Origin of the sequence: Martinezella lusitana, assembly GCF_010668395.1 — a bacterium.
GTDB lineage: Bacteria > Pseudomonadota > Alphaproteobacteria > Rhizobiales > Rhizobiaceae > Rhizobium > Rhizobium lusitanum_A.
This window is the reverse complement of record NZ_WUEY01000037.1, coordinates 25,470-43,236: the sequence shown is the minus strand read 5'-3', so window position 1 is coordinate 43,236 and position 17,767 is coordinate 25,470. Positions and strand designations below refer to the sequence as shown.

The following is a 17,767-nucleotide window of genomic DNA, read 5'->3' as shown; positions in this document are numbered from 1 at the left end:
CCGAAATCTCGTCGAACGGGTTCATCGACATCTTCACGTTCGAAAGCTCAACGCCCGATCCATCCGCCTTCACGCGGATCTTCACGTTGTAGTCAACAACCCGCTTCACTGGCACGAGTATCTTCATGAGGTCCTTCCTTCAACACTGCGCTCTAGAACATGGCCTGTTCGGCGCCGCTCCGTTTGTCGAATGGCGACATGGATACGCGTTTTTCCCCCAATTACAACGCTTCCATGCCGCAGATAGGCAAATTGCTTCAGGACGATAAATAACGTTTACGTCAACGTCAATACGTACGTCTTCGGTGATTGGTTTGCGACGCTACCGATTCTTGCCGGGAACCCAGAGCACATCGGCGTGGCCACGGTCATTGGCGTGCCGTGCGGCGACGAACAGGAAATCGGACAGACGGTTGATATATTTCAGCGCCGCATGGCCGACGCGCTCGCCGTCGCTGTGCGACAGCGCGACCATGAAGCGCTCTGCGCGCCGGGCAATAGTGCGGGCAAGGTGCAGATGGGCGGATGCCGGGCTGCCCGCCGGCAGAACAAAGGATCGCAAGGGCTCGAGATCGGCATTCAGCAGATCGATGTCGCGCTCAAGGCGCTCGACCTGATGGTCGATGATGCGCAGCGGCTCGTAGGACGGCGATTCGTCCGTCTCCGGCGTCGAAAGATCGGCGCCGAGATCGAAGAGATCGTTCTGGATGCGCATCAACATGGCGTCGAGACCGGCCATATCGGCCGTATGCAGTCTTGCGACGCCGATGGCGGAGTTCGTTTCGTCGACGGTGCCGTAGCTTTCGACCCGCAGATCGTGTTTCAGCCGCCGCGGACCGGTGGCGAGGCCCGTGGTGCCGTCATCGCCGGTCCTGGTATAGATCTTGTTGAGCTTGACCATCGTCTTCCCGTCGTCAGGCCCTAGGCCGGGCGGCCGCCACCTGTCAGCCAGAGCGTCAGCATGATCAGAATGACTGCGACTGCCTGCAGCAGCACGCGCAGCTGCATCAGCCGGTTCGAAAGGTTGGGATTGTCGCCTTTCATCATGTTCAGCAGGCCGCGAACGAGAACGATCGCGACCAGGCCCATGACAATGATGGCGGCAACATAGGTAACGGTCGACATGGCTCCTCCATCCTTGTCTTTGGAGCGGCTCAGCCTTTCCCGGGCTCTCGGATCCGCTCCATCTCATCATTTTCCGCAATTCCGGACGGAAAGCTGCTGCGCGCTTTTCCCGGGATTGCTCTAGTCCAGCCGGCGCATCAGACGATAGAAAAAGTTAGCCGGCAATAACCTTTTCAAGAGAACACCCTGTTTGGCGGGCGTCGTTACCAGATAATGTGGACGCGGGTTCTTCGCATTCAAAGCCGATTTTAACACATCGTAGACCGCTTCGGGCCCCAATTTATGTTTACTGATCGGGCCGGAACCGTCCAGCCTCCTGAGTTGCCTGCGGTATTCGACCGCATGCGCCGACCCTTCGAGGTCGATATGCTCGTTGATCTTGGCGAGCGCATTGGCGGTGAAGCGTGTCGCGATCGGGCCGGGCTCGATGAGGCTCACATGGATGCCGCTATCCTGCAGCTCCATCCTGAGGGTGATCGTCAGCCCTTCCAGCGCGAATTTCGAGGCGGTATAGGCGCCGCGGAAGCGATAGGGAACGAGACCGAGAATGGACGAACAATTGACGATGCGGCCATGGCCCTGCTTGCGCATCAGCGGCAGGATCTGGCGCGTCAGCTCGTGCCAGCCGAAGAAATTCGTCTCGAACTGCTCGCGCAGCACATCGGTCGTCAGATCCTCGACCGCGCCCGGCTGCCCGTAGGCGCCGTTGTTGAAGAGCGCGTCGATCCGGTCGCCCGTGCGCTCGCGCACGGTTGCGACGACGGCGGAAATCGTCTCGGGGCGGGTGTAGTCCAGAACAAACGCTTCGATGCCGTCGGCTTCGAGTGAGGCGAGATCGGCTTCCTTCCGCACGGTCGCGAAAACCCGCCATCCGTCGTCCCGCAACGCCCGGGCGCAATAAGCGCCGATGCCGGAGGAGCAACCAGTCAGCAGGATAATGCGTTGTTCCGTCATGGGAAGATGATTCCTGTACAAACCGGAACTCGTTTCCCATATTCAGGGACCCGATACAATCGACAACCGGCGATATCAATCGGACGAAAATGCCGACGTCAGGCGGAGATGGAATGCCGACAGCCCTGCGGACGATTTACAAAGTGATCTACGACGCAGTGTTCCATTTCGTCGAGGATGACGGGTTCGCCATGGCGAGCCATGTGGCGCTGTCGACGCTACTGGCGGTTTTCCCCTTCCTGATCTTCGGCACGGCGCTGGCAAGCTTTCTCGGCGCCAGCCAGTTTTCGTCGACGGCCGTGCATCTGATCTTCGACACCTGGCCGGAGGCGATCGCCAAGCCTTTGGCCGATCAGGTCGTGCAGGTGCTGACCATCCCGCGCGGCGGGCTTTTGACCATCTCCGTGCTTGCGGCCGCCTATTTCGCCTCGAACGGCGTCGAGGCGCTGCGAATATCGCTCAACCGTGCCTATCGCGTGCCCGAAACCCGGCCGTGGTATTTCAATCGCCTCGCCAGCCTCGGCTATGTGCTGATCGCGGTCCTGATCTTTGCGATCCTCAGCATCCTGCTGGTCGCGGTGCCGCTGGCGCTCAATTACACCCGGCAATGGCTGCCGAAGCTTGCCGATGTCCTCGACATCGTCTTCAGCTGGCGGATCTACGGCACGATCTTCCTGCTGCTGGCAGGCCTCATGATCCTGCATCTGTGGCTGGCCGCCGGCCGCAGGCGGCTGCTCGACGTCATCCCCGGCGTATTTCTGACCTTGATATTCTGGTCGGTCGGGGCGCTGCTCTTTGCCTATTATCTCTCGACCTTCGCCAATTATACCGCCACCTATGCCGGCCTCGCGTCTGTCATGATCGTGCTGATCTTCCTCTACATGCTGGCGGTGATTTTCATCATGGGGGCGGAGATCAACGCGGCGCTGATGAAGTTCCGCGTGCGCCGCCTGCTGTTCGGCAAGACGGCGAGCCGTGTGGACGAGGCGCCATCGGAAAAGGCTCGGTCCGAATCAGAGGCCGATGCGGCGGCGAAGCTCCGCCGCTGAAAGGCCCTGCCGTCGCCATTCGGCAATGCCGGTGTCGCCCATGCTCTTGGAGAGCTTTTTGCCATCGCTGCCGAGCAGCAGGCGGTGATGGTGATAGAGCGGCTCCGGCAGGCCGAGCAGCGTCTGCAGCAGGCGGTGGATCGATGTGGCGTGGAAGAGGTCGAGGCCGCGCACGACATGGGTGATGCCCTGCACGGCGTCGTCGACGACCACCGAAAGATGATAGCTCGAGGGCGCATCGGAACGCGACAGCACGACATCGCCCCAGACCGATGGGTCGGCGGGGATACGGCCTGTCTCGCCGTCGCCGCTTTCCTGCCAGTGAAGCGGCCCGCCGGCCGCCGCCATCGCCCTTTCCATGTCGAGACGCCAGGCGTGTTTCATGCCTGATGCCAGCAGGCGCTGCCGCTCGGCATCGCCGCGTCCGCGATCGTCGGGCGGATAGAGCGGCGTGCCGTCCGGGTCGCGCGGCCAAGGCTTGCCATCTGCCTCGAAGGCGGCGACGCGGGCCTTGACCTCGCCGCGCGTCAGGAAGGCGGGATAGACGAGGTCACGGGCGATAAGCGTCTGCAAGGCCTGCTGATAGGCCGGAAAATGTTCGGACTGCCGGCGCACCGGCTCCTGCCAGCGCAGGCCGAGCCATGAGAGATCGGCGTAGATGCCCGCTTCGAAATCGGGTGTGCAGCGCGTCTGATCTATGTCTTCGATGCGCAGCAGGAAATCGCCGTCCGCTTTTGCCGCCATATCGTGATTGAGGATGGCCGACAGCGCATGGCCGAGATGCAGCGGGCCGTTGGGGCTCGGGGCAAAACGGAATTTCGGCTTTTGACGGGGAATCTCGATCATGCTTTCTTCTGCCACGAAATCGAATGGGAGACTACGAGACGCCATGCAGATCATTCGCGAAGAGCGTGACATCGAACGGGGGCTGGCGGCCCTGCTGGAGCTCGATCCGCGCCTGCGGCCCGTTGCCGCAGAGGCAGGCAGCTTGCCGCTGCGCCTGCGTGAGCCGGGCTTCGAGGGGCTTGCCCACATCATCGTTTCGCAGGTCGTTTCCCGCGCCAGCGCCGATGCGATCTGGGGAAAGATGATCGCCGGGATGGGGCAGGTGACCGCCGAGGGCTATGCGGGGCTGGCGCCGGAGGCGTGGCGAGGCTTCGGCCTTTCGCGAATCAAGCACGAGACGCTGGCGCGCGTGGCAGACGCCGTTGCCAGCGGCGGCCTCGATCTGCATGCGCTCAGCGCCGAATCACCGGAAAAGGCGCTTTCCGAGCTGACGGAGATCAAGGGAATCGGGCCCTGGACGGCCGAGGTCTATCTGATGTTCTGCGGCGGTCACGCAGATGTGTTTCCGGCCGGCGACGTGGCGCTGCAGGCGGCCGTCGGCATGGCTTTCGGCCACGACGTCAGGCCCCTGGCCAAGGCTGTTGCCCGGGAAGCGGCGGTTTGGGCGCCCTGGCGCTCTATCGCGGCCCGACTTTTCTGGGCTTACTACGCCGTGAAAATGCGGCGGGATGCGCTGCCTGTCGTTTAGTCGACCGTCTTGCCGAATTCGCCTCGATGCACTGAATTTATTCGACTTCACAATCCTGTAACAACCGGCCTAATATACAGGTGCAGATGCCGAATCGATCAGGAGGGTTCCTTGACGATTGCAGTCTCCCCGCAGTCCTTGCCGGCGCTCGTCCTGAACGCTGACTATAGGCCGCTGAGTTACTATCCCTTGTCGCTCTGGTCCTGGCAGGACGCGATCAAGGCGGTTTTTCTTGACCGTGTGAACATCATCGCAGAATACGATCAATGCGTGTCGTCACCGAGCTTCTCGATGCGGCTGCCGAGCGTCGTGTGCCTGAAGACATATGTGCAGCCGTCCCGCAATCCCGCCTTCACCCGCTTCAACGTCTTCCTGCGCGACAGGTTCGAATGCCAATATTGCGGCTCCCATGACGACCTGACGTTCGACCACGTCATCCCGCGCGCCCATGGCGGCGAGACGACCTGGGAAAACGTGGTGGCCGCGTGTTCGCCGTGCAACCTGCGCAAGGGCAGCAAGCTGCCGAGGCAGGCGGGCATGTTCCCGGCGCAGAAGCCGTACCAGCCGACCGTGCAGGACCTGCACAACAACGGCCGCCTGTTCCCGCCGAACTATCTGCACGACAGCTGGCTCGACTATCTCTACTGGGATTCGGAGTTGCAGCCGTAAGGCGTTTTGCTTTCCTAGTCCAAGTTTGAGGAGAGTGCGGCACCCCCCTCTGTCCCTTTCGGGACATCTCCCCCACAAGGGGGGAGATCGGTCACTTGCATCTACCCTCTACCTCGAGCAGGCATCAGGCCAGTTGAAATTGTAGTTCATTGTTTTGCAGCGGAGGCGCGGCACACTCCAACCGATCTCCCCCCTTGTGGGGGAGATGTCACGAAGTGACAGAGGGGGGTACCAGAGCTACCTCATACGAGAGGGCCGTCGCTCGTCCAAAAATATCAAGCAGCCTTCTTCGCACCAACAAAAGCAATTGCCGCCAGGATCACGCTGGCGATCACGTTCCAGCCGGCCATGGACAGGCCGAGGATGCGCAGGGCTGCTTCCGTGCAGGACGGACCCTTGATGGTGTTGAGCTGGCCGAGCAGGTCGCCGGCGTTCTGCGTGACGCTGCTTGCCGTGGTCGAGCAGGTAGTCGGGCCTTCCCAGAAGTGCCACTCGACGCCGGCGTGGTAGACGCCGATGCCGCCGCCGACAACCATCATCAGGCCGGCGATGATGAGGAGACCGCGGGTGATCCAGGAGGGCAGGCCGGCGACCGCCGTCAGGACGGCGATGATGGCGACCGGAATGCCATAGTAGTAGGGCTGGCGCTGATCGAGGCAGAGGGCGCAGGGAATATAGCCGCCGATATACTGGAAGCCGAGCGCCGAGCCGATGACGACGATCATGCCGATCGTCAAAAGGGCGCCATAGCCGAGGCCGGCGCGGGAAGAGGGCGAAGTCATGGACATGCGTTGGGGGCTCCTTGGTCAGCTTGCCAGGGCAAAATGGAAGATGCCGTACAGGGCGATAAGAACGGCGGCGGCGGCCATGGTGATCTGGCCCAGGCGCTTTTCGATGAAGTGGCGGATGGATTCGCCATAGCGGCGCAGCAGGAAGGCCAGGAAGAAGAAGCGCGCGCCGCGGGCGACGATGGCCGAGACGATGAACAGGCCGAGGTCGATATGGGCGACGCCGGACAGGATCGTCACCACCTTGATCGGCGGCAGGTGCGCCAGGCCCGACGTCACCAGCAGCAGCAGGATCCACTCATAGGTGATGCCGGCGCTCATCTGGTTGAAGGCGTCGAGCTTGCCGTAGAATTCCAGGATCGGCTTGGCGATGGTCTCGAAGGCGTAATAGCCGAGCGCCCAGCCAGCAATGCCGCCGAGCACGGAGGCAACCGTCGCCGTCAGCGCGTAGCGCCAGGCGCGCTCCGGCTTGGCGAGAGACATCGGCAGGAACAGGACATCCGCCGGAACCAGGAAGACCGAGCTTTCGACGAAGGCGATCACGGCCAACCAGATTTCCGCCGATTTGCGGCCGGCAAGCGACATGGTCCAGTCGTACAGTCTACGAAGCATAAGGCCCCCTTCTTGCTGCGTCGCAAACCTTTAGGGGGCAGGATTATGGCTGTAAATGGTCGCCGGCTGACGGAAGCCGCACAAAATCAAAATTTTTCGTGATGGTGCGGGGATTTGGCGCAGTGCCGCCGCAACCGCCGTCGCGTCTTCTCAATAATATTCGACGCGCGTTTCGTTCAGAACGACACGGACGACGCGATAGACATAGAGGAAGCTGGCGAGGCCGAGGGTGACGAGGATCAGGATCGCCCAGACGATGACATGCCCTATCGAGTGACCGATATTGAACGTGCAGTTCAACCGCCCGATCACGCGGCCGGATCCGTCCAGAAGCTCGGTTTTGTTCAGGACTGCGCGGTTGAGGTAATAAGGGAAAACGATCAGGGCGAGACCCAGCGTGATGATCGTCAATATGATCCAGAGAACGACACTGCCGATCGCTTCGACGGTGCTGAACGAGCACCTGAGCCGGCCGATGCGAGTGGGTGCAGTCGTAATGTCAGACACTATATTTTACCTCTTCGGCAATGTGGTGATGAATCTATCTCTTGGTTTTTATAGGATATTTTAAGGTTTCTCGGCTGACGAACCGTTCGGTACAGTTCTTCTGACGATGAGATCCCAATCGTCCGGATTGTCTTCAGTCGATTTCATGCGTGCGACCCCAAACCTGCCCTTGGCCTTGCAGTCGATCGTCGCGACGCGGCCTTTTGCCGTTCTGGTCAACCTGCAGAAGCCAGACGCTTTTAACGGACCTTCATCGTAAATGCCGGTGACTTTGAAGAGATTTCTATCAATGATCGAGCCCGCGAAGTTGAAGTCGCCATAGTGAAGATGGTGTAAGCTACTTTCATAGCAGGCCCCGGTTTCGAGCACACTATGCCATCAATTGCGCCGAAATCAACTATTGCGTGATTTTATTATCGTATATTAGCGATATGGTTGCATTCACCAATGTCTGGCGAAGCTGATGGACCACGCGAGAGCCGGCAACGCTTCAAGCCGATCAAGATGTCGATGATAGGGTGAGATGGTGCCCCATGCCGGAGTCGAACCAGCACTTCTTTCGAAACTCGATTTTGAGTCGAGCGCGTCTACCAATTCCGCCAATGGGGCAACGGATCATGACGAGGCGGCTGTCTAGCATGTGATCGGCTCGGCGCGCAAGCCGGGGCTGGCAGATATTGCGAGTGTTTCCGCAGGGTTGTGGTTTGGCCCATGGCGTGGGGACGCCATGGGCTTTTTACCGCGTAAAGCTCAGTGCGCCATGGCCGGGCCCTTGGCTGCAGAGCCGGACTTTTGCAGCGTGATCGCCAGGATCGCGGCGAGCAGGCAGAAGGCGCCGGCGACGAAGAAGGCAGGCAGGTAGGTGTTGAGCTCCGTGCGGGTGAGGCCGGCGCCGTAGGCGGCGGTGGCGGCGCCCAGCTGATGGCCGGCAAAGACCCAGCCGAAGACGAGGCCGGCCTTTTCGCGGCCGAAGCGGTCGGCGGCGATCTTGACGGTCGGCGGCACGGTGGCGATCCAGTCCAGCCCATAGAAGACGGCGAAGATCGACAGGCCATAGAAGGTGAAGTTGCTGAAGGGCAGGTAGACGAGCGACAGGCCGCGCAGGCCGTAATACCAGAAGAGCAGCCAGCGATTGTCGAAGCGGTCCGAAAGCCAGCCGGAACCGATCGTGCCGAAGAAATCGAAGATGCCCATGACGGCGAGCACGCTGGCGGCCGCGACCGGCACGATGCCGAAATCGCCGCAGAGGGTGACGAAATGCGTCTGTATCAGGCCGTTGGTCGACAGGCCGCAGATGAAGAAGGTGGCGAACAGGATCCAGAAGGTGGAGGTCGTGGAGACTTCCCGCAGGATCGACAGCGGCGAGACGAGCGCGGCCTTGAGGTTCTTCGTGGCCGGCGGCGCAGGCGTGATGTGGATTTCGCCGACCAGCGGCAGATTGACGTCGGAGGGGCGGTCGCGCATCAAAAGCAGCACGATGAAAGCGGCGACGACGATCATGCCGCAGACGAAGAGGACCGTAGTGCGCCAGCCGTAGCGTGTCGTCAGTTCGGCCATCAGCGGCAGGAAGACGAGCTGTCCCGTGGCCGAACTTGCCGACAACATGCCGACGACGAGGCCGCGATGCTTGGTGAACCAGCGGGTTGAAACCGTTGCCGCCAGCACCATGGCGGTGAGGCCGGTGCCGAAGCCGACGATGACGCCCCAGCAGAGCAGCAGCTGCCAGACCTCAGTCATGAACAGCGAGCCGATGAAGCCGATGCTGATGGTCGCCAGCGCAAAGACGATGACCTTGCGTACGCCGAAATAGTTCATGAAGGCGGCGGCGAAGGGGCCCATTAGGCCGAACAGCACGAGGCGGACGGCGAGCGCCGACGAAATGGAGGAGGTACTCCAGCCGAACTCATCCTCCAGCGGCTTGATGAGCACGCCGGGCGCGCCCATGGCGCCGGCCGTGACGAGCATGGTGAGGAAGGTGGCGCCGACGACGACCCATCCGTAGTGGATGTTGCGCCGGGCGAGCGTCGAAGCGAGGGCAGTGGAAACCATGAGCTGCGTTCCGATAGGGTTGCATATATTGGCGTCAGGATCGGGAGAGCTGTCAACGTGCTCGATCGCGAACGGCCAGGGGGACCGTCTACGCTTCTAGCGCCATGCCGTTCTCCCGGCTTGAACGTTTGTGTAAAGGCATTTACATGATTGCTATCATATTTGTTGCGTATTGATGATGCTCATCATATAAATTGTCAATACAGATTTATTGAAGCTCTGATGGAGTTTTTGATGAGAGTGAGCCGGGAAAAATTCGCCGAAAACCGTGAGAAGATCCTTGCGGTGGCAGGAGAGCTGTTTCGCGAGAAGGGTTTCGACGGCATCGGCGTCGCCGAAATCATGAAGGCGGCTGGTCTGACGCATGGCGGCTTCTACGGCCATTTCGATTCGAAGGACGAACTCGCCTGCGAGGCGAGCAAGGCGCTGGTGGCGCGCTCATTGGACCGCTGGAAGCATGTGGCGGCGAGCTCGCCGGATCAGCCGCTGGAAGCGCTGCTGGCCCACTATCTCTCGCATCGCAACGTGGTCGAGCATGCGACCGGCTGCGTCTTTGCAGCGCTGACGCAGGAGGTCAGCCGGCACGGGCCGGAGATGCAGTCCACCTTCACCGGCGGCCTGATGGGACTGGTCGGCGTGCTTGAAAAGATCGTTCCCGGCGAAACGCCGGAGGAGCGCCGGCGCAAGGCCTTTGCCAGCCTCTCGGCGATGGTCGGCGCCGTCATCCTGGCGCGGGCGATGGACAATTCCGAGCTGTCGCAGGAATTCCTGTCGGCCACCCGGCAGGAGCTGACGCCCCGGCCGGGTGAAGAAAAGAGCTGATCCAGATCCGGAAAGGTCTAGTCGCGGAAGGCGAGCAGTCCGCTCGCCTCGACGACCTCCTTGAACTTACCGTCGGGCGCGGCCGCAAGCAGCTCGGCGCGAAGCGCGGCTTCGAACTCGGCGGCCTTGTCGCCGAGTGCCTGCGGCGACGTAGACGACATCGAGAAGACGCGGCCGACGATGTCCTCGATATCCCTAGTGTATTCGGAGACGATGCCGATGCGTTCCAGGTTGCGGAAGGGTGAGGCGAGCAGCATCGCCTCATGCGGCGCCCATGCCTTGCTCTTGCGCAGCAGCCGGTCCGCATTGCGTTCGGGCGAATAGGTTTGCCCCAGCGGCTCGAGGATGCCGCGCCAATCCGGCTCCGCCAGGATGCTTTTGTCATGAAAGAGGACGACGGCGCCGCCCGGTTCGATCAGCTTGTCCAGCGCTTCAAGCGTTGCCGGCCTGTCCATCCAGTGAAACGAACGCCCCATGACGCAGAGATGCAGACGGCCGATATCGGGCCCGAGATCGTAGGAGGATCCCTGCCGGACGGTGACGTCGACGCCGGCTTTCCCGGCGCCGGCCTCGACTTCGGCGAGCATTTCAGGTTCGGGGTCAATGGCGGTGACGGCCGCGCCCTGCAGCCGCGCGAAGGCAATGCCGAGCTGGCCGGGGCCGCAGCCGAGGTCGAGAACATGGTCGCCGCGCTTCAGGCTGCTGCGCTCGGCGACGCGATCGATCAGCTTGTCCGGATAGGGGATACGGTAGCGCAGGTAATAGGCGGCGGTCGATTGAAAGCGCCGCGCTTCGAAGGGAACAGTGATCATTAGATATCATCCTCGGGGGCTAGGAACCTTGACCTGTTAAGCCTCAACTGTGACCGACCTGTGAAGTCACTTTTGCGCGATTTGCCGCCAGTGTGGCGGCAAGCCCTGTTGGGCTGTAGAGTGTGCGATTGCCCCTCACCCTAGCCCTCTCCCCGCTCGCGGGGAGAGGGGACGATAGAGCAAGATACTCGCAATCACCGCGTGGACAGGACGTGGATTTGGCGGAAAAAGCCCCCTCTCTCCGCATGGCGGGGAGAGGGTCGGGGTGAGGGGCCAAGCAGGTGGCTGCGGCGTTACCAGCCTTTCCTGACCAGCTCCAATATTCCCGATCACTTGAACCCGGCGACCCCGTGCGGGATGTACGGCGATTCCAGAGCCTCGATTTCTCCCGGCGTCAATTTGACCTCCAGGGAGGCGACGGCGTCCGTGATGTGGCCGGGCTTGGAGGCGCCGATGATCGGGGCGGTGACGGCGCTCTTCTGCAGGATCCACGCGGTCGCAACCTGCGCGCGCGGGACGCCGCGTGCCTTGGCGACGGTGCCGACGGCATCGACGATCCTGCGGTCGGCTTCGAGCGCCTGGGTATAGAGCGTCTTGCCGAATTCGTCGGATTGCGTGCGGGCCGTGGCTTCGTCCCAGTCGCGGGTCAGGCGGCCGCGGGCGAGCGGGCTCCAGGGGATGACGCCGATCTTCTGGTCTTCGCAGAAGGGCAGCATCTCGCGCTCTTCCTCGCGGTAGAGCAGGTTCAGGTGGTCCTGCATGCTGACGAACTCCGTCCAGCCGTTCAGGCGCGAGGTGTAGATCGCCTTGGCGAACTGCCAGGCATACATGGAGGAGGCGCCGATATAGCGGGCCTTACCGGCCTTGACGATATCATGCAGCGCTTCCAGCGTTTCCTCGATCGGCGTCGTGTAGTCCCAGCGGTGGATCTGGTAGAGATCGACATAGTCGGTGCCGAGGCGGCGCAGGCTGTTGTCGATCTCGTCGAAGATCGCCTTGCGCGACAGGCCGCCGCCGTTCGGTCCTGGCCGCATGCGGTTGAAGACCTTGGTGGCGAGCACGATATCCTCGCGGCGGGCGAAATCCCTGATGGCGCGGCCGACGATCTCTTCCGAGGAACCGTTGGAGTAGGTGTTCGCCGTGTCGAGGAAATTGATGCCGGCCTCGATCGCCTGGCGCAGCAGCGGGCGGCTGTCCTCTTCCTTCAGCGACCAGGCATGCGTGCCCATGTTGGGGTCGCCATAGGTCATGCAACCCAGGCAGATTCGTGAGACTTCAAGGCCTGTTCTGCCAAGCTTTACGTATTCCATCGATATTCTCCGTCCGTTCAAGATATTTGGCGTAAAGAGCCGCCGCCGTCTGGGGGCGGCGGAGTGTGCGTCACCAAGGTCACCAGGCGGGCCAGATGCGCCGCCGGTCGGTGCGTCGGTTCGTGAAGAGCTTCGAAGTATTCCTCAATAATAAGAGGATTTGCCCGCCGGGGAAGACGGCTGTCTCAAATGTTTCCTTGAACCCCAGGGGCGACAGGTGTTAGCTGCGCCGCACCATTTTCTGGAATTCTGCATGAAATTGCCCCCGCGTGATACTTATGAAGCCCTCTATCGCGACTTTCGTTGGGAGATTCCGGCGAAATTCAACATAGGACATGCTGTCTGCGATGCCTGGGCGGAGCAAGAGCCCGAGCGTGTCTGCCTCCAGCACTTCAATCCGGACGGCAATCACTTTTCCATGACCTATGGCGAGTTGCGCGATCGTTCCGCTTCCTTTGCCAATGCGCTCGTCGCGCTCGGAGTGCGTGCCGGAGATCGGGTGGCGTTGCTGCTGCCGCAGAGTTTCGAAACGGTCGTGGCGCATGTGGCGATCTACAAGATGGGGGCGATCGCGCTGCCGCTGGCATTGCTGTTCGGTGCCGAGGCGCTGGAGTACAGGCTGAAGGCGTCCGGAGCGTCGGCAATCGTCACCAACCGCTTCGGGCTCGAAAGGCTGCGCCCGATCCGGGACCAACTGCCTGAGTTGGCGCAGGTGATCAGCATCGACGGCGCTGACAAGGGTGTCGCCGGCTTTGCCGATCTGGTGGCGGCACATCCGCGTCTGTTCGAAGTCGCCGATACCGGCCCCGACGACCCTGCCTTGATGATCTTTACCTCGGGCACGACCGGGCCGCCGAAGGGCGCGCTGCATGGCCATCGCGTCCTGCCGGGGCACATTCCGGGCATGCAGTTCGCCCATGAGGGCTTTCCGCAGGCCGGCGACCGGCTGTGGACGCCATCGGACTGGGCCTGGGCCGGCGGCCTTCTGAATGCACTTCTGCCGAGCCTGATGCTCGGCGTCCCCGTCGTTTCCTCGCCGGCGCAGAAGTTCGATCCGCACATGGCCTTCAGTATCATGGCCGAGATGGAGGTGCGCAATGCCTTCATTCCGCCGACGGCGTTGCGGCTGCTCAAGGCCATCGACAATCCGCGGGAGCGTTACGACCTCAGGCTCCGCACCATCGGCTCGGCAGGCGAAGCGCTCGGCCGCGAAACCTTCGAGTGGGCGCGGTCCGCGCTCGGTGTCAGCGTCAACGAATTCTTCGGCCAGACGGAGTGCAACTTCGTCATTTCTTCCAGCGAGGCCTTCGGCGTCAGCCGAGGGGGAGCGACCGGCAAGGCCGCACCCGGCCACCGCGTCGCCATCGTCGATGCCGATGGTGTCGAAGTTCCGGTCGGGGAGAGCGGGCAGATCGCCATCAAGCGGCCCGATCCGGTGATGTTTCTCGGCTACTGGCAGAACGAGACGGCGACGGAGGCGAAGTTCGCCAATGACTGGCTGCTGACCGGCGATATCGGCCGGCAGGATGCGGATGGCTATATTTCCTTCGTCGGCCGCGACGACGACGTCATCACTTCGTCGGGCTATCGCATCGGGCCGAGCGAGATCGAGGATTGCCTAGGCGGTCATCCCGCCGTGCAGCTTGCAGCCGCGGTAGGCAAGCCGGATGCTGTGCGGACGGAAATCGTCAAGGCCTATGTCGTGCTCGTGCCCGGCCGCGAGCCGAGCGAGGCATTGGCGGAGGAAATCCGCGAATGGGTGAAGACCCGGCTTTCCATGCATGAATATCCGCGCGAGATCGAATTCGTCGATGCCCTGCCGCTGACGACATCGGGCAAGGTGATCCGTCGTCTGCTGCGCGAACGGGCGATCGCCGAGAGCGTTGATTCAAAAGGCTAAAGTATTTCACGCAGGAACGTGCAGCGGTTTTGCGTCCGGAACCGCTTTAGCGCTTCGTCAGCGAGAGGATCTTTTCGCGCAGCAGCTTCGCCATGTTGCGGGTGCTGCGATACATGTGCAGCTGCGTGGTCACCTGGCGGACATCGCGGTCGCCGTTCGGCGTCAGGCCGATGATGAGCGTGCCCATGTCCTCGCGCTCATGCCAGAAACGGCTCATGATCGGATGATCCGGCACCGCGCAGGAATCCGTGCGCACGACGTTGGCATCGTCGAGATGCCATTCCGTCAGTTCGCCCATCAGCAGCTTGCCCGGCGAAAAGCGGGCATAGGCTTCGTCATAGGCCGTCTTCCACGTATAGGCCTCGCCGCCCATGATCAGCACGATCATCGAGGCGATGGCCTTGCCGTCGAGATCGATGGAATGGATGCGGACGGCATCGATGGCTGCAAGGTTGGAAATCGCTTCGCGGGCGAAGGCGGCATGGTGGCGATCGGTGACGAGCGCCGAGCGCTTCTTGCCCTTCCAGCCGCTTGCCTCGAGCGCCAGGAATTCCTCCATGCGCGTGTGCACGTCGCGAGGCTGGCGGGCGACGCTGTAGCTGACCTCGCCCTGGTTTTCCAACAGGCGCCACTGCCGGCGCATCTCGCGCAGATGCGCGTTGGAGATCGTGCGCTTGAGATAGGCCAGCGCGTCGTCGTTGCTCTGCAGCATCGGGCGCCGGAAGGGGTTGGCGACGGCGATCGGCAGGTTCCGGCCGATGGCGATGACCTTGGCCATCTGGACGAAGCGGCCGTCGAGGCGCACATCCGGCAGAACGAGCGTGGTCGGCAGGTGCAGTTCCTGCCGGGCGAGCGCCTCGAAGAGATTGTCGAGCGTCTCGCCGGCATCCTCTGCGTCGAGCAGCGGCGTGCCGAGCGGGCCGAAGGAGTTTGACCAGACACGGATGATCGATGGGCCGATCGCAAAGCCGGGCTTGTCGACGGTGAAGGGCATCAGCAGCCGTATGCGGCTGCGCGTGCTGCTGTTGTCGCGCATCAGCGCCAGGCGCACCTGCCGGTCCTCGAGGCGCGGCATGGCGGGCGCCAGGAAGCGGCCGGAGAAGAAGACGTTCGGCTCCATGGCGCGATTGGACAGGAAGTCCAGCTCCTCCTGCAGCTCGTAGCCGAGCTTGCCGGGATAGAGACAGAATTCGCGGCCTTCGCGGCCGACCTCGACACGGGCTTCGGCTTTCGGCGTTTCGAAGTGCAGCGCTGCGAGCGTGTGCGTCAGGGCGTTCACTTGGCTGTCTGTGCTTTCGGTGTAAGGAGGGCGGGCCATGTTCAGAGTGCCCCCGTTGCCGATGGCGCCGTGGGGCGCCGCATGAGGGCGAAAAGGGTGATGCCGAGCGCTCGGCGGACGGCGATGTGCAGGAGCAAAGCTTCGATCGCCATGGCGGCCGCGCCGGCGATGGCAGCCCCCTCGATGCCGAGATGAGGGATGAGCGCGACGTTCAGGCCGATATTGACGACGAGCGCGGTGGTATAGAGATAGACGCAGAGCATCTGCTTGTCGGCCATGGTCAGCAGGATTTCAGCGGGGCCGACCAGGGCTCTTGCCAAAATACCGGTGAGCAGGATCGCCATCACGATCTGACCTTCGATGAAGGCGGCGCCGAAGAGCGAGAGCAGGAATTGACCGGCCGCGAGAACCAGAAGCCCGACGGCGAGCGCGGGGAAGAAGGCCCAGCGGGTCGCTTCCGTCGCGAAGGCTGCGAGCTTGCTTCGATCGCCTTCGGCGATGATGGCGGCAAAGCGTGGCCCTATCGCCGCCCTGACGGCAAAAGAGACGAAGAGCACCAGCGCCATCGTCTTGGCGGCGGCGAAATAGATGGCGACCTCGTCCGGATCGAGAAAGATACCGACGACGATGACGTCCGAATTGGTGAGAAGATAGCCCACGCCCTCGACGAGGAAAATCGGAAAGGCGACGGCAAGCCAGGCGCTGAACTCGATGGCCTTCGGCCCGCTCGGATAATGGCGGCGCAAACGGAAGGTCACGGCGAGATATTGCAGCAGGACGCTGGTAAAGGCACCGGCCAGGGCTGCCATCATGGCGGTGACGGCATCACGCGGCGCGCCAGCAAGGACTGCGGCCACCATGAAGAGCAATATCAGCGTCGGGCGGATCAGGAAGGTCGGGCTGAGGGCCATGATCGGCCAGTGCTTGGCGCGGGCCGTGCCGTCCAGAACATCGCCCAGCGCGATCATCGGCACGGCAATCAGGCCGAGAAAGATCGGCATGACGTAATAGTGCTCGACCATTCCTCGGAAAACGTAGAGCAGCAGCGCGCCGATCAGCGCCAGCATGCCGGAGGCTGCGACCACGAAAAGGCGTGCCGTGGCGTTCAGGCCACGAAGGGCGGCATGGTTGCCGCCAGCATCATATTGCGGCAGGAAGCGGATGATGGCGCTCGGGAAGCCAAAGCAGGCGAGATTGCCGAAGAGGATCATCAGCACCCAGACGAACACGAAGATGCCGTATTCGAACCTGCCCATCAGGCGGGCAAGGATGATCTGGGACAGAAAGGCGAGGGCAGCGCCCGCGACGCGGATGGTGAAGGCTATCAGCGCCATGCGCTGTGAAACGGCCTTCTCGTCCTGGCCGGTGAGGAGGGCGCCGATCTTGCGCAGATATGGCGATAGCGCTGTCCGCAATGCGGACGGCAACATTCTCTCCGCTGTTTGAAAGACCGCCATGATCGATACGCAATACTTTAAGTATGATCCAAACCTCATGACAGTCTTGGCAGAGGAGAGTTAAGAATCGGTTCTTGCAACACGTAAAAGTGGCTTTGCCCATGGCGGCAGGTTGTCTTTTGTTGTTTCGAAAGCAACCGTGAGGCGCCGTGCGTTGCGGGCGGCACAGGCGCGGGAGCAGGCAGGAAACGGGTGGCGGGCAGGCCGCGGCCATGCACAATCGACCGGCTGTCAGAGGAGGATCCCATGCTCACGCTTTACGACTATTTGCCCTCGCAGAACGGCTGGAAGGCCAGGGTGCTGTTCGGTCTGCTCAATATTCCCTATCAAACTCGCCTGGTGTCGATTTTCGAAGGCGAGGGGCGCACGGAGGCCTTTCTCGACCTCAATCCGGCAGGCGGTATCCCGGTTGTCGAGCTGGAGGACGGCCGCACCATCGCGGAATCGAACGCAATCCTCTGCTATGCCGCCGAGGGCACCCGATTTCTTCCGGCCGACCGCTATCGGCACGCCAAGGTCATGCAATGGCTGTTCTTCGAGCAGTATCACGTCGAACCGGTGATCGGCACGTTGCGATACTGGACGCTGACGGGACGGCTCGAGCTGCAGAAAGCCATGGTGGAGCCGAAACGGGCGGCTGCGCTCCGCGCGCTTGCGGCGCTGGAGCGTGGCCTGAGGAATACGCCGTTTCTGGCAGGGGACGACCTCACGATCGCTGACATCGCCGTCTATGCCTACGGCCATCGAGCGGCGGATTGTGGCTTCGATCTCACCGACTATCCTGCGCTGACGGCCTGGTTCGATCGCGTGCGGGAGGCGATCGGGCCTGGCTATCCGATCTACCTTTATAGCGACGATCCGCATTCCGCCGTTTGAGCTCGATGGATTTGCGCGCAACGC

18 protein-coding genes, 1 tRNA gene and 1 pseudogene are annotated in these 17,767 nt (G+C 62.1%); 6 read left to right on the top strand and 14 right to left on the bottom strand.

Annotated elements, in window-relative coordinates:
- From GR212_RS34975 to GR212_RS34960, 4 genes and pseudogenes are all read right to left on the bottom strand, one after another.
- A pseudogene (locus GR212_RS34975) lies at positions 1–127 on the bottom strand (electron transfer flavoprotein subunit beta/FixA family protein); the annotation flags it as partial.
- Positions 128–322: 195 nt separating this feature from the next.
- Positions 323–901 carry a cob(I)yrinic acid a,c-diamide adenosyltransferase gene (locus GR212_RS34970; protein ID WP_163994331.1) on the bottom strand — a complete coding sequence of 193 codons (579 nt, stop codon included), beginning with the start codon at positions 899–901 and terminating at the stop codon, positions 323–325.
- 20 nt (positions 902–921) lie between these two features.
- Complete coding sequence (locus GR212_RS34965; protein ID WP_047630776.1) at positions 922–1,125, bottom strand: twin transmembrane helix small protein; 204 nt, start codon at positions 1,123–1,125, stop codon at positions 922–924.
- Positions 1,126–1,245: 120 nt separating this feature from the next.
- The gene (locus GR212_RS34960; RefSeq protein ID WP_163994326.1) at positions 1,246–2,079 is read right to left on the bottom strand and encodes an SDR family oxidoreductase; all 834 of its coding nucleotides are present in this window, start codon (positions 2,077–2,079) and stop codon (positions 1,246–1,248) included.
- A 113-nt stretch (positions 2,080–2,192) separates the two neighbouring features.
- Here GR212_RS34960 and GR212_RS34955 point away from each other — a divergent pair, with 113 nt between their 5' ends.
- Positions 2,193–3,128, top strand: a complete 936-nt coding sequence (locus tag GR212_RS34955) for a YihY/virulence factor BrkB family protein (RefSeq protein ID WP_163994324.1) — start codon at positions 2,193–2,195, stop codon at positions 3,126–3,128.
- On the opposite strand, the gene gluQRS is transcribed toward GR212_RS34955, so the two are convergent.
- Positions 3,093–3,974 (bottom strand): tRNA glutamyl-Q(34) synthetase GluQRS, encoded by an 882-nt coding sequence (gluQRS, locus tag GR212_RS34950; protein WP_163994321.1) that lies wholly within the window; start codon positions 3,972–3,974, stop codon positions 3,093–3,095. The two genes, GR212_RS34955 and gluQRS, sit on opposite strands and share 36 nt — an antisense overlap.
- Positions 3,975–4,017: 43 nt before the next feature.
- Here gluQRS and GR212_RS34945 point away from each other — a divergent pair, with 43 nt between their 5' ends.
- Together GR212_RS34945 and GR212_RS34940 are read left to right on the top strand one after the other, a co-directional pair.
- The gene (locus tag GR212_RS34945; protein WP_163994318.1) at positions 4,018–4,662 is read left to right on the top strand and encodes a DNA-3-methyladenine glycosylase family protein; all 645 of its coding nucleotides are present in this window, start codon (positions 4,018–4,020) and stop codon (positions 4,660–4,662) included.
- A 111-nt stretch (positions 4,663–4,773) separates the two neighbouring features.
- Positions 4,774–5,331 (top strand): HNH endonuclease, encoded by a 558-nt coding sequence (locus GR212_RS34940; protein WP_112504300.1) that lies wholly within the window; start codon positions 4,774–4,776, stop codon positions 5,329–5,331.
- A 275-nt stretch (positions 5,332–5,606) separates the two neighbouring features.
- Here the strand turns inward: GR212_RS34940 and GR212_RS34935 are convergent, their stop codons facing one another.
- The 5 genes from GR212_RS34935 to GR212_RS34915 all read right to left on the bottom strand — a co-directional run bounded on the left by GR212_RS34935 (position 5,607) and on the right by GR212_RS34915 (position 9,287).
- Entirely contained in the window at positions 5,607–6,119 is a 513-nt protein-coding gene (locus tag GR212_RS34935) for a disulfide bond formation protein B (RefSeq protein ID WP_163994315.1), read from the bottom strand.
- 18 nt (positions 6,120–6,137) lie between these two features.
- Entirely contained in the window at positions 6,138–6,731 is a 594-nt protein-coding gene (locus GR212_RS34930; protein ID WP_112803048.1) for a YqaA family protein, read from the bottom strand.
- Between the two features lie 150 nt (positions 6,732–6,881).
- Positions 6,882–7,238 (bottom strand): DUF6693 family protein, encoded by a 357-nt coding sequence (locus tag GR212_RS34925; protein WP_204326894.1) that lies wholly within the window; start codon positions 7,236–7,238, stop codon positions 6,882–6,884.
- A gap of 524 nt (positions 7,239–7,762) precedes the next feature.
- Positions 7,763–7,847 (bottom strand) — tRNA-Leu (locus tag GR212_RS34920).
- A gap of 141 nt (positions 7,848–7,988) precedes the next feature.
- Positions 7,989–9,287, bottom strand: a complete 1,299-nt coding sequence (locus tag GR212_RS34915) for an MFS transporter (RefSeq protein WP_163994312.1) — start codon at positions 9,285–9,287, stop codon at positions 7,989–7,991.
- 234 nt (positions 9,288–9,521) lie between these two features.
- Between GR212_RS34915 and GR212_RS34910 the strand changes: the two genes are divergently transcribed.
- Positions 9,522–10,109 (top strand): TetR/AcrR family transcriptional regulator, encoded by a 588-nt coding sequence (locus GR212_RS34910; RefSeq protein WP_163994309.1) that lies wholly within the window; start codon positions 9,522–9,524, stop codon positions 10,107–10,109.
- Positions 10,110–10,126: 17 nt separating this feature from the next.
- Here the strand turns inward: GR212_RS34910 and GR212_RS34905 are convergent, their stop codons facing one another.
- Together GR212_RS34905 and GR212_RS34900 are read right to left on the bottom strand one after the other, a co-directional pair.
- Positions 10,127–10,921 carry a class I SAM-dependent methyltransferase gene (locus tag GR212_RS34905; protein ID WP_163994306.1) on the bottom strand — a complete coding sequence of 265 codons (795 nt, stop codon included), beginning with the start codon at positions 10,919–10,921 and terminating at the stop codon, positions 10,127–10,129.
- Positions 10,922–11,250: 329 nt separating this feature from the next.
- The gene (locus tag GR212_RS34900) at positions 11,251–12,231 is read right to left on the bottom strand and encodes an aldo/keto reductase (protein ID WP_163994303.1); all 981 of its coding nucleotides are present in this window, start codon (positions 12,229–12,231) and stop codon (positions 11,251–11,253) included.
- A gap of 253 nt (positions 12,232–12,484) precedes the next feature.
- Here GR212_RS34900 and GR212_RS34895 point away from each other — a divergent pair, with 253 nt between their 5' ends.
- Complete coding sequence (locus GR212_RS34895) at positions 12,485–14,131, top strand: AMP-binding protein (protein ID WP_163994299.1); 1,647 nt, start codon at positions 12,485–12,487, stop codon at positions 14,129–14,131.
- Positions 14,132–14,177: 46 nt separating this feature from the next.
- Here the strand turns inward: GR212_RS34895 and GR212_RS34890 are convergent, their stop codons facing one another.
- Positions 14,178–15,449 (bottom strand): GNAT family N-acetyltransferase, encoded by a 1,272-nt coding sequence (locus GR212_RS34890; RefSeq protein ID WP_163994296.1) that lies wholly within the window; start codon positions 15,447–15,449, stop codon positions 14,178–14,180.
- A 2-nt stretch (positions 15,450–15,451) separates the two neighbouring features.
- The gene (locus GR212_RS34885) at positions 15,452–16,867 is read right to left on the bottom strand and encodes an oligosaccharide flippase family protein (protein WP_163994293.1); all 1,416 of its coding nucleotides are present in this window, start codon (positions 16,865–16,867) and stop codon (positions 15,452–15,454) included.
- A gap of 246 nt (positions 16,868–17,113) precedes the next feature.
- Here GR212_RS34885 and GR212_RS34880 point away from each other — a divergent pair, with 246 nt between their 5' ends.
- Positions 17,114–17,743 (top strand): glutathione S-transferase family protein, encoded by a 630-nt coding sequence (locus GR212_RS34880; RefSeq protein ID WP_163994290.1) that lies wholly within the window; start codon positions 17,114–17,116, stop codon positions 17,741–17,743.
- Positions 17,744–17,767 lie beyond the last annotated feature (24 nt).

Bases quoted from the DNA above. Each gene is read 5' to 3' on its own strand.
- GR212_RS34935 (WP_163994315.1), bottom strand. From the start codon at position 6,119: ATGTCCATGACTTCGCCCTCTTCCCGCGCCGGCCTCGGCTATGGCGCC.
- GR212_RS34895 (WP_163994299.1), top strand. From the start codon at position 12,485: ATGAAATTGCCCCCGCGTGATACTTATGAAGCCCTCTATCGCGACTTT.
- GR212_RS34910 (WP_163994309.1), top strand. From the start codon at position 9,522: ATGAGAGTGAGCCGGGAAAAATTCGCCGAAAACCGTGAGAAGATCCTT.
- GR212_RS34960 (WP_163994326.1), bottom strand. From the start codon at position 2,079: ATGACGGAACAACGCATTATCCTGCTGACTGGTTGCTCCTCCGGCATC.
- GR212_RS34905 (WP_163994306.1), bottom strand. From the start codon at position 10,921: ATGATCACTGTTCCCTTCGAAGCGCGGCGCTTTCAATCGACCGCCGCC.
- gluQRS (WP_163994321.1), bottom strand. From the start codon at position 3,974: ATGATCGAGATTCCCCGTCAAAAGCCGAAATTCCGTTTTGCCCCGAGC.
- GR212_RS34930 (WP_112803048.1), bottom strand. From the start codon at position 6,731: ATGCTTCGTAGACTGTACGACTGGACCATGTCGCTTGCCGGCCGCAAA.
- GR212_RS34890 (WP_163994296.1), bottom strand. From the start codon at position 15,449: ATGGCCCGCCCTCCTTACACCGAAAGCACAGACAGCCAAGTGAACGCC.
- GR212_RS34900 (WP_163994303.1), bottom strand. From the start codon at position 12,231: ATGGAATACGTAAAGCTTGGCAGAACAGGCCTTGAAGTCTCACGAATC.
- GR212_RS34885 (WP_163994293.1), bottom strand. From the start codon at position 16,867: ATGGCGGTCTTTCAAACAGCGGAGAGAATGTTGCCGTCCGCATTGCGG.
- GR212_RS34915 (WP_163994312.1), bottom strand. From the start codon at position 9,287: ATGGTTTCCACTGCCCTCGCTTCGACGCTCGCCCGGCGCAACATCCAC.
- GR212_RS34955 (WP_163994324.1), top strand. From the start codon at position 2,193: ATGCCGACAGCCCTGCGGACGATTTACAAAGTGATCTACGACGCAGTG.
- GR212_RS34970 (WP_163994331.1), bottom strand. From the start codon at position 901: ATGGTCAAGCTCAACAAGATCTATACCAGGACCGGCGATGACGGCACC.
- GR212_RS34880 (WP_163994290.1), top strand. From the start codon at position 17,114: ATGCTCACGCTTTACGACTATTTGCCCTCGCAGAACGGCTGGAAGGCC.
- GR212_RS34965 (WP_047630776.1), bottom strand. From the start codon at position 1,125: ATGTCGACCGTTACCTATGTTGCCGCCATCATTGTCATGGGCCTGGTC.
- GR212_RS34945 (WP_163994318.1), top strand. From the start codon at position 4,018: ATGCAGATCATTCGCGAAGAGCGTGACATCGAACGGGGGCTGGCGGCC.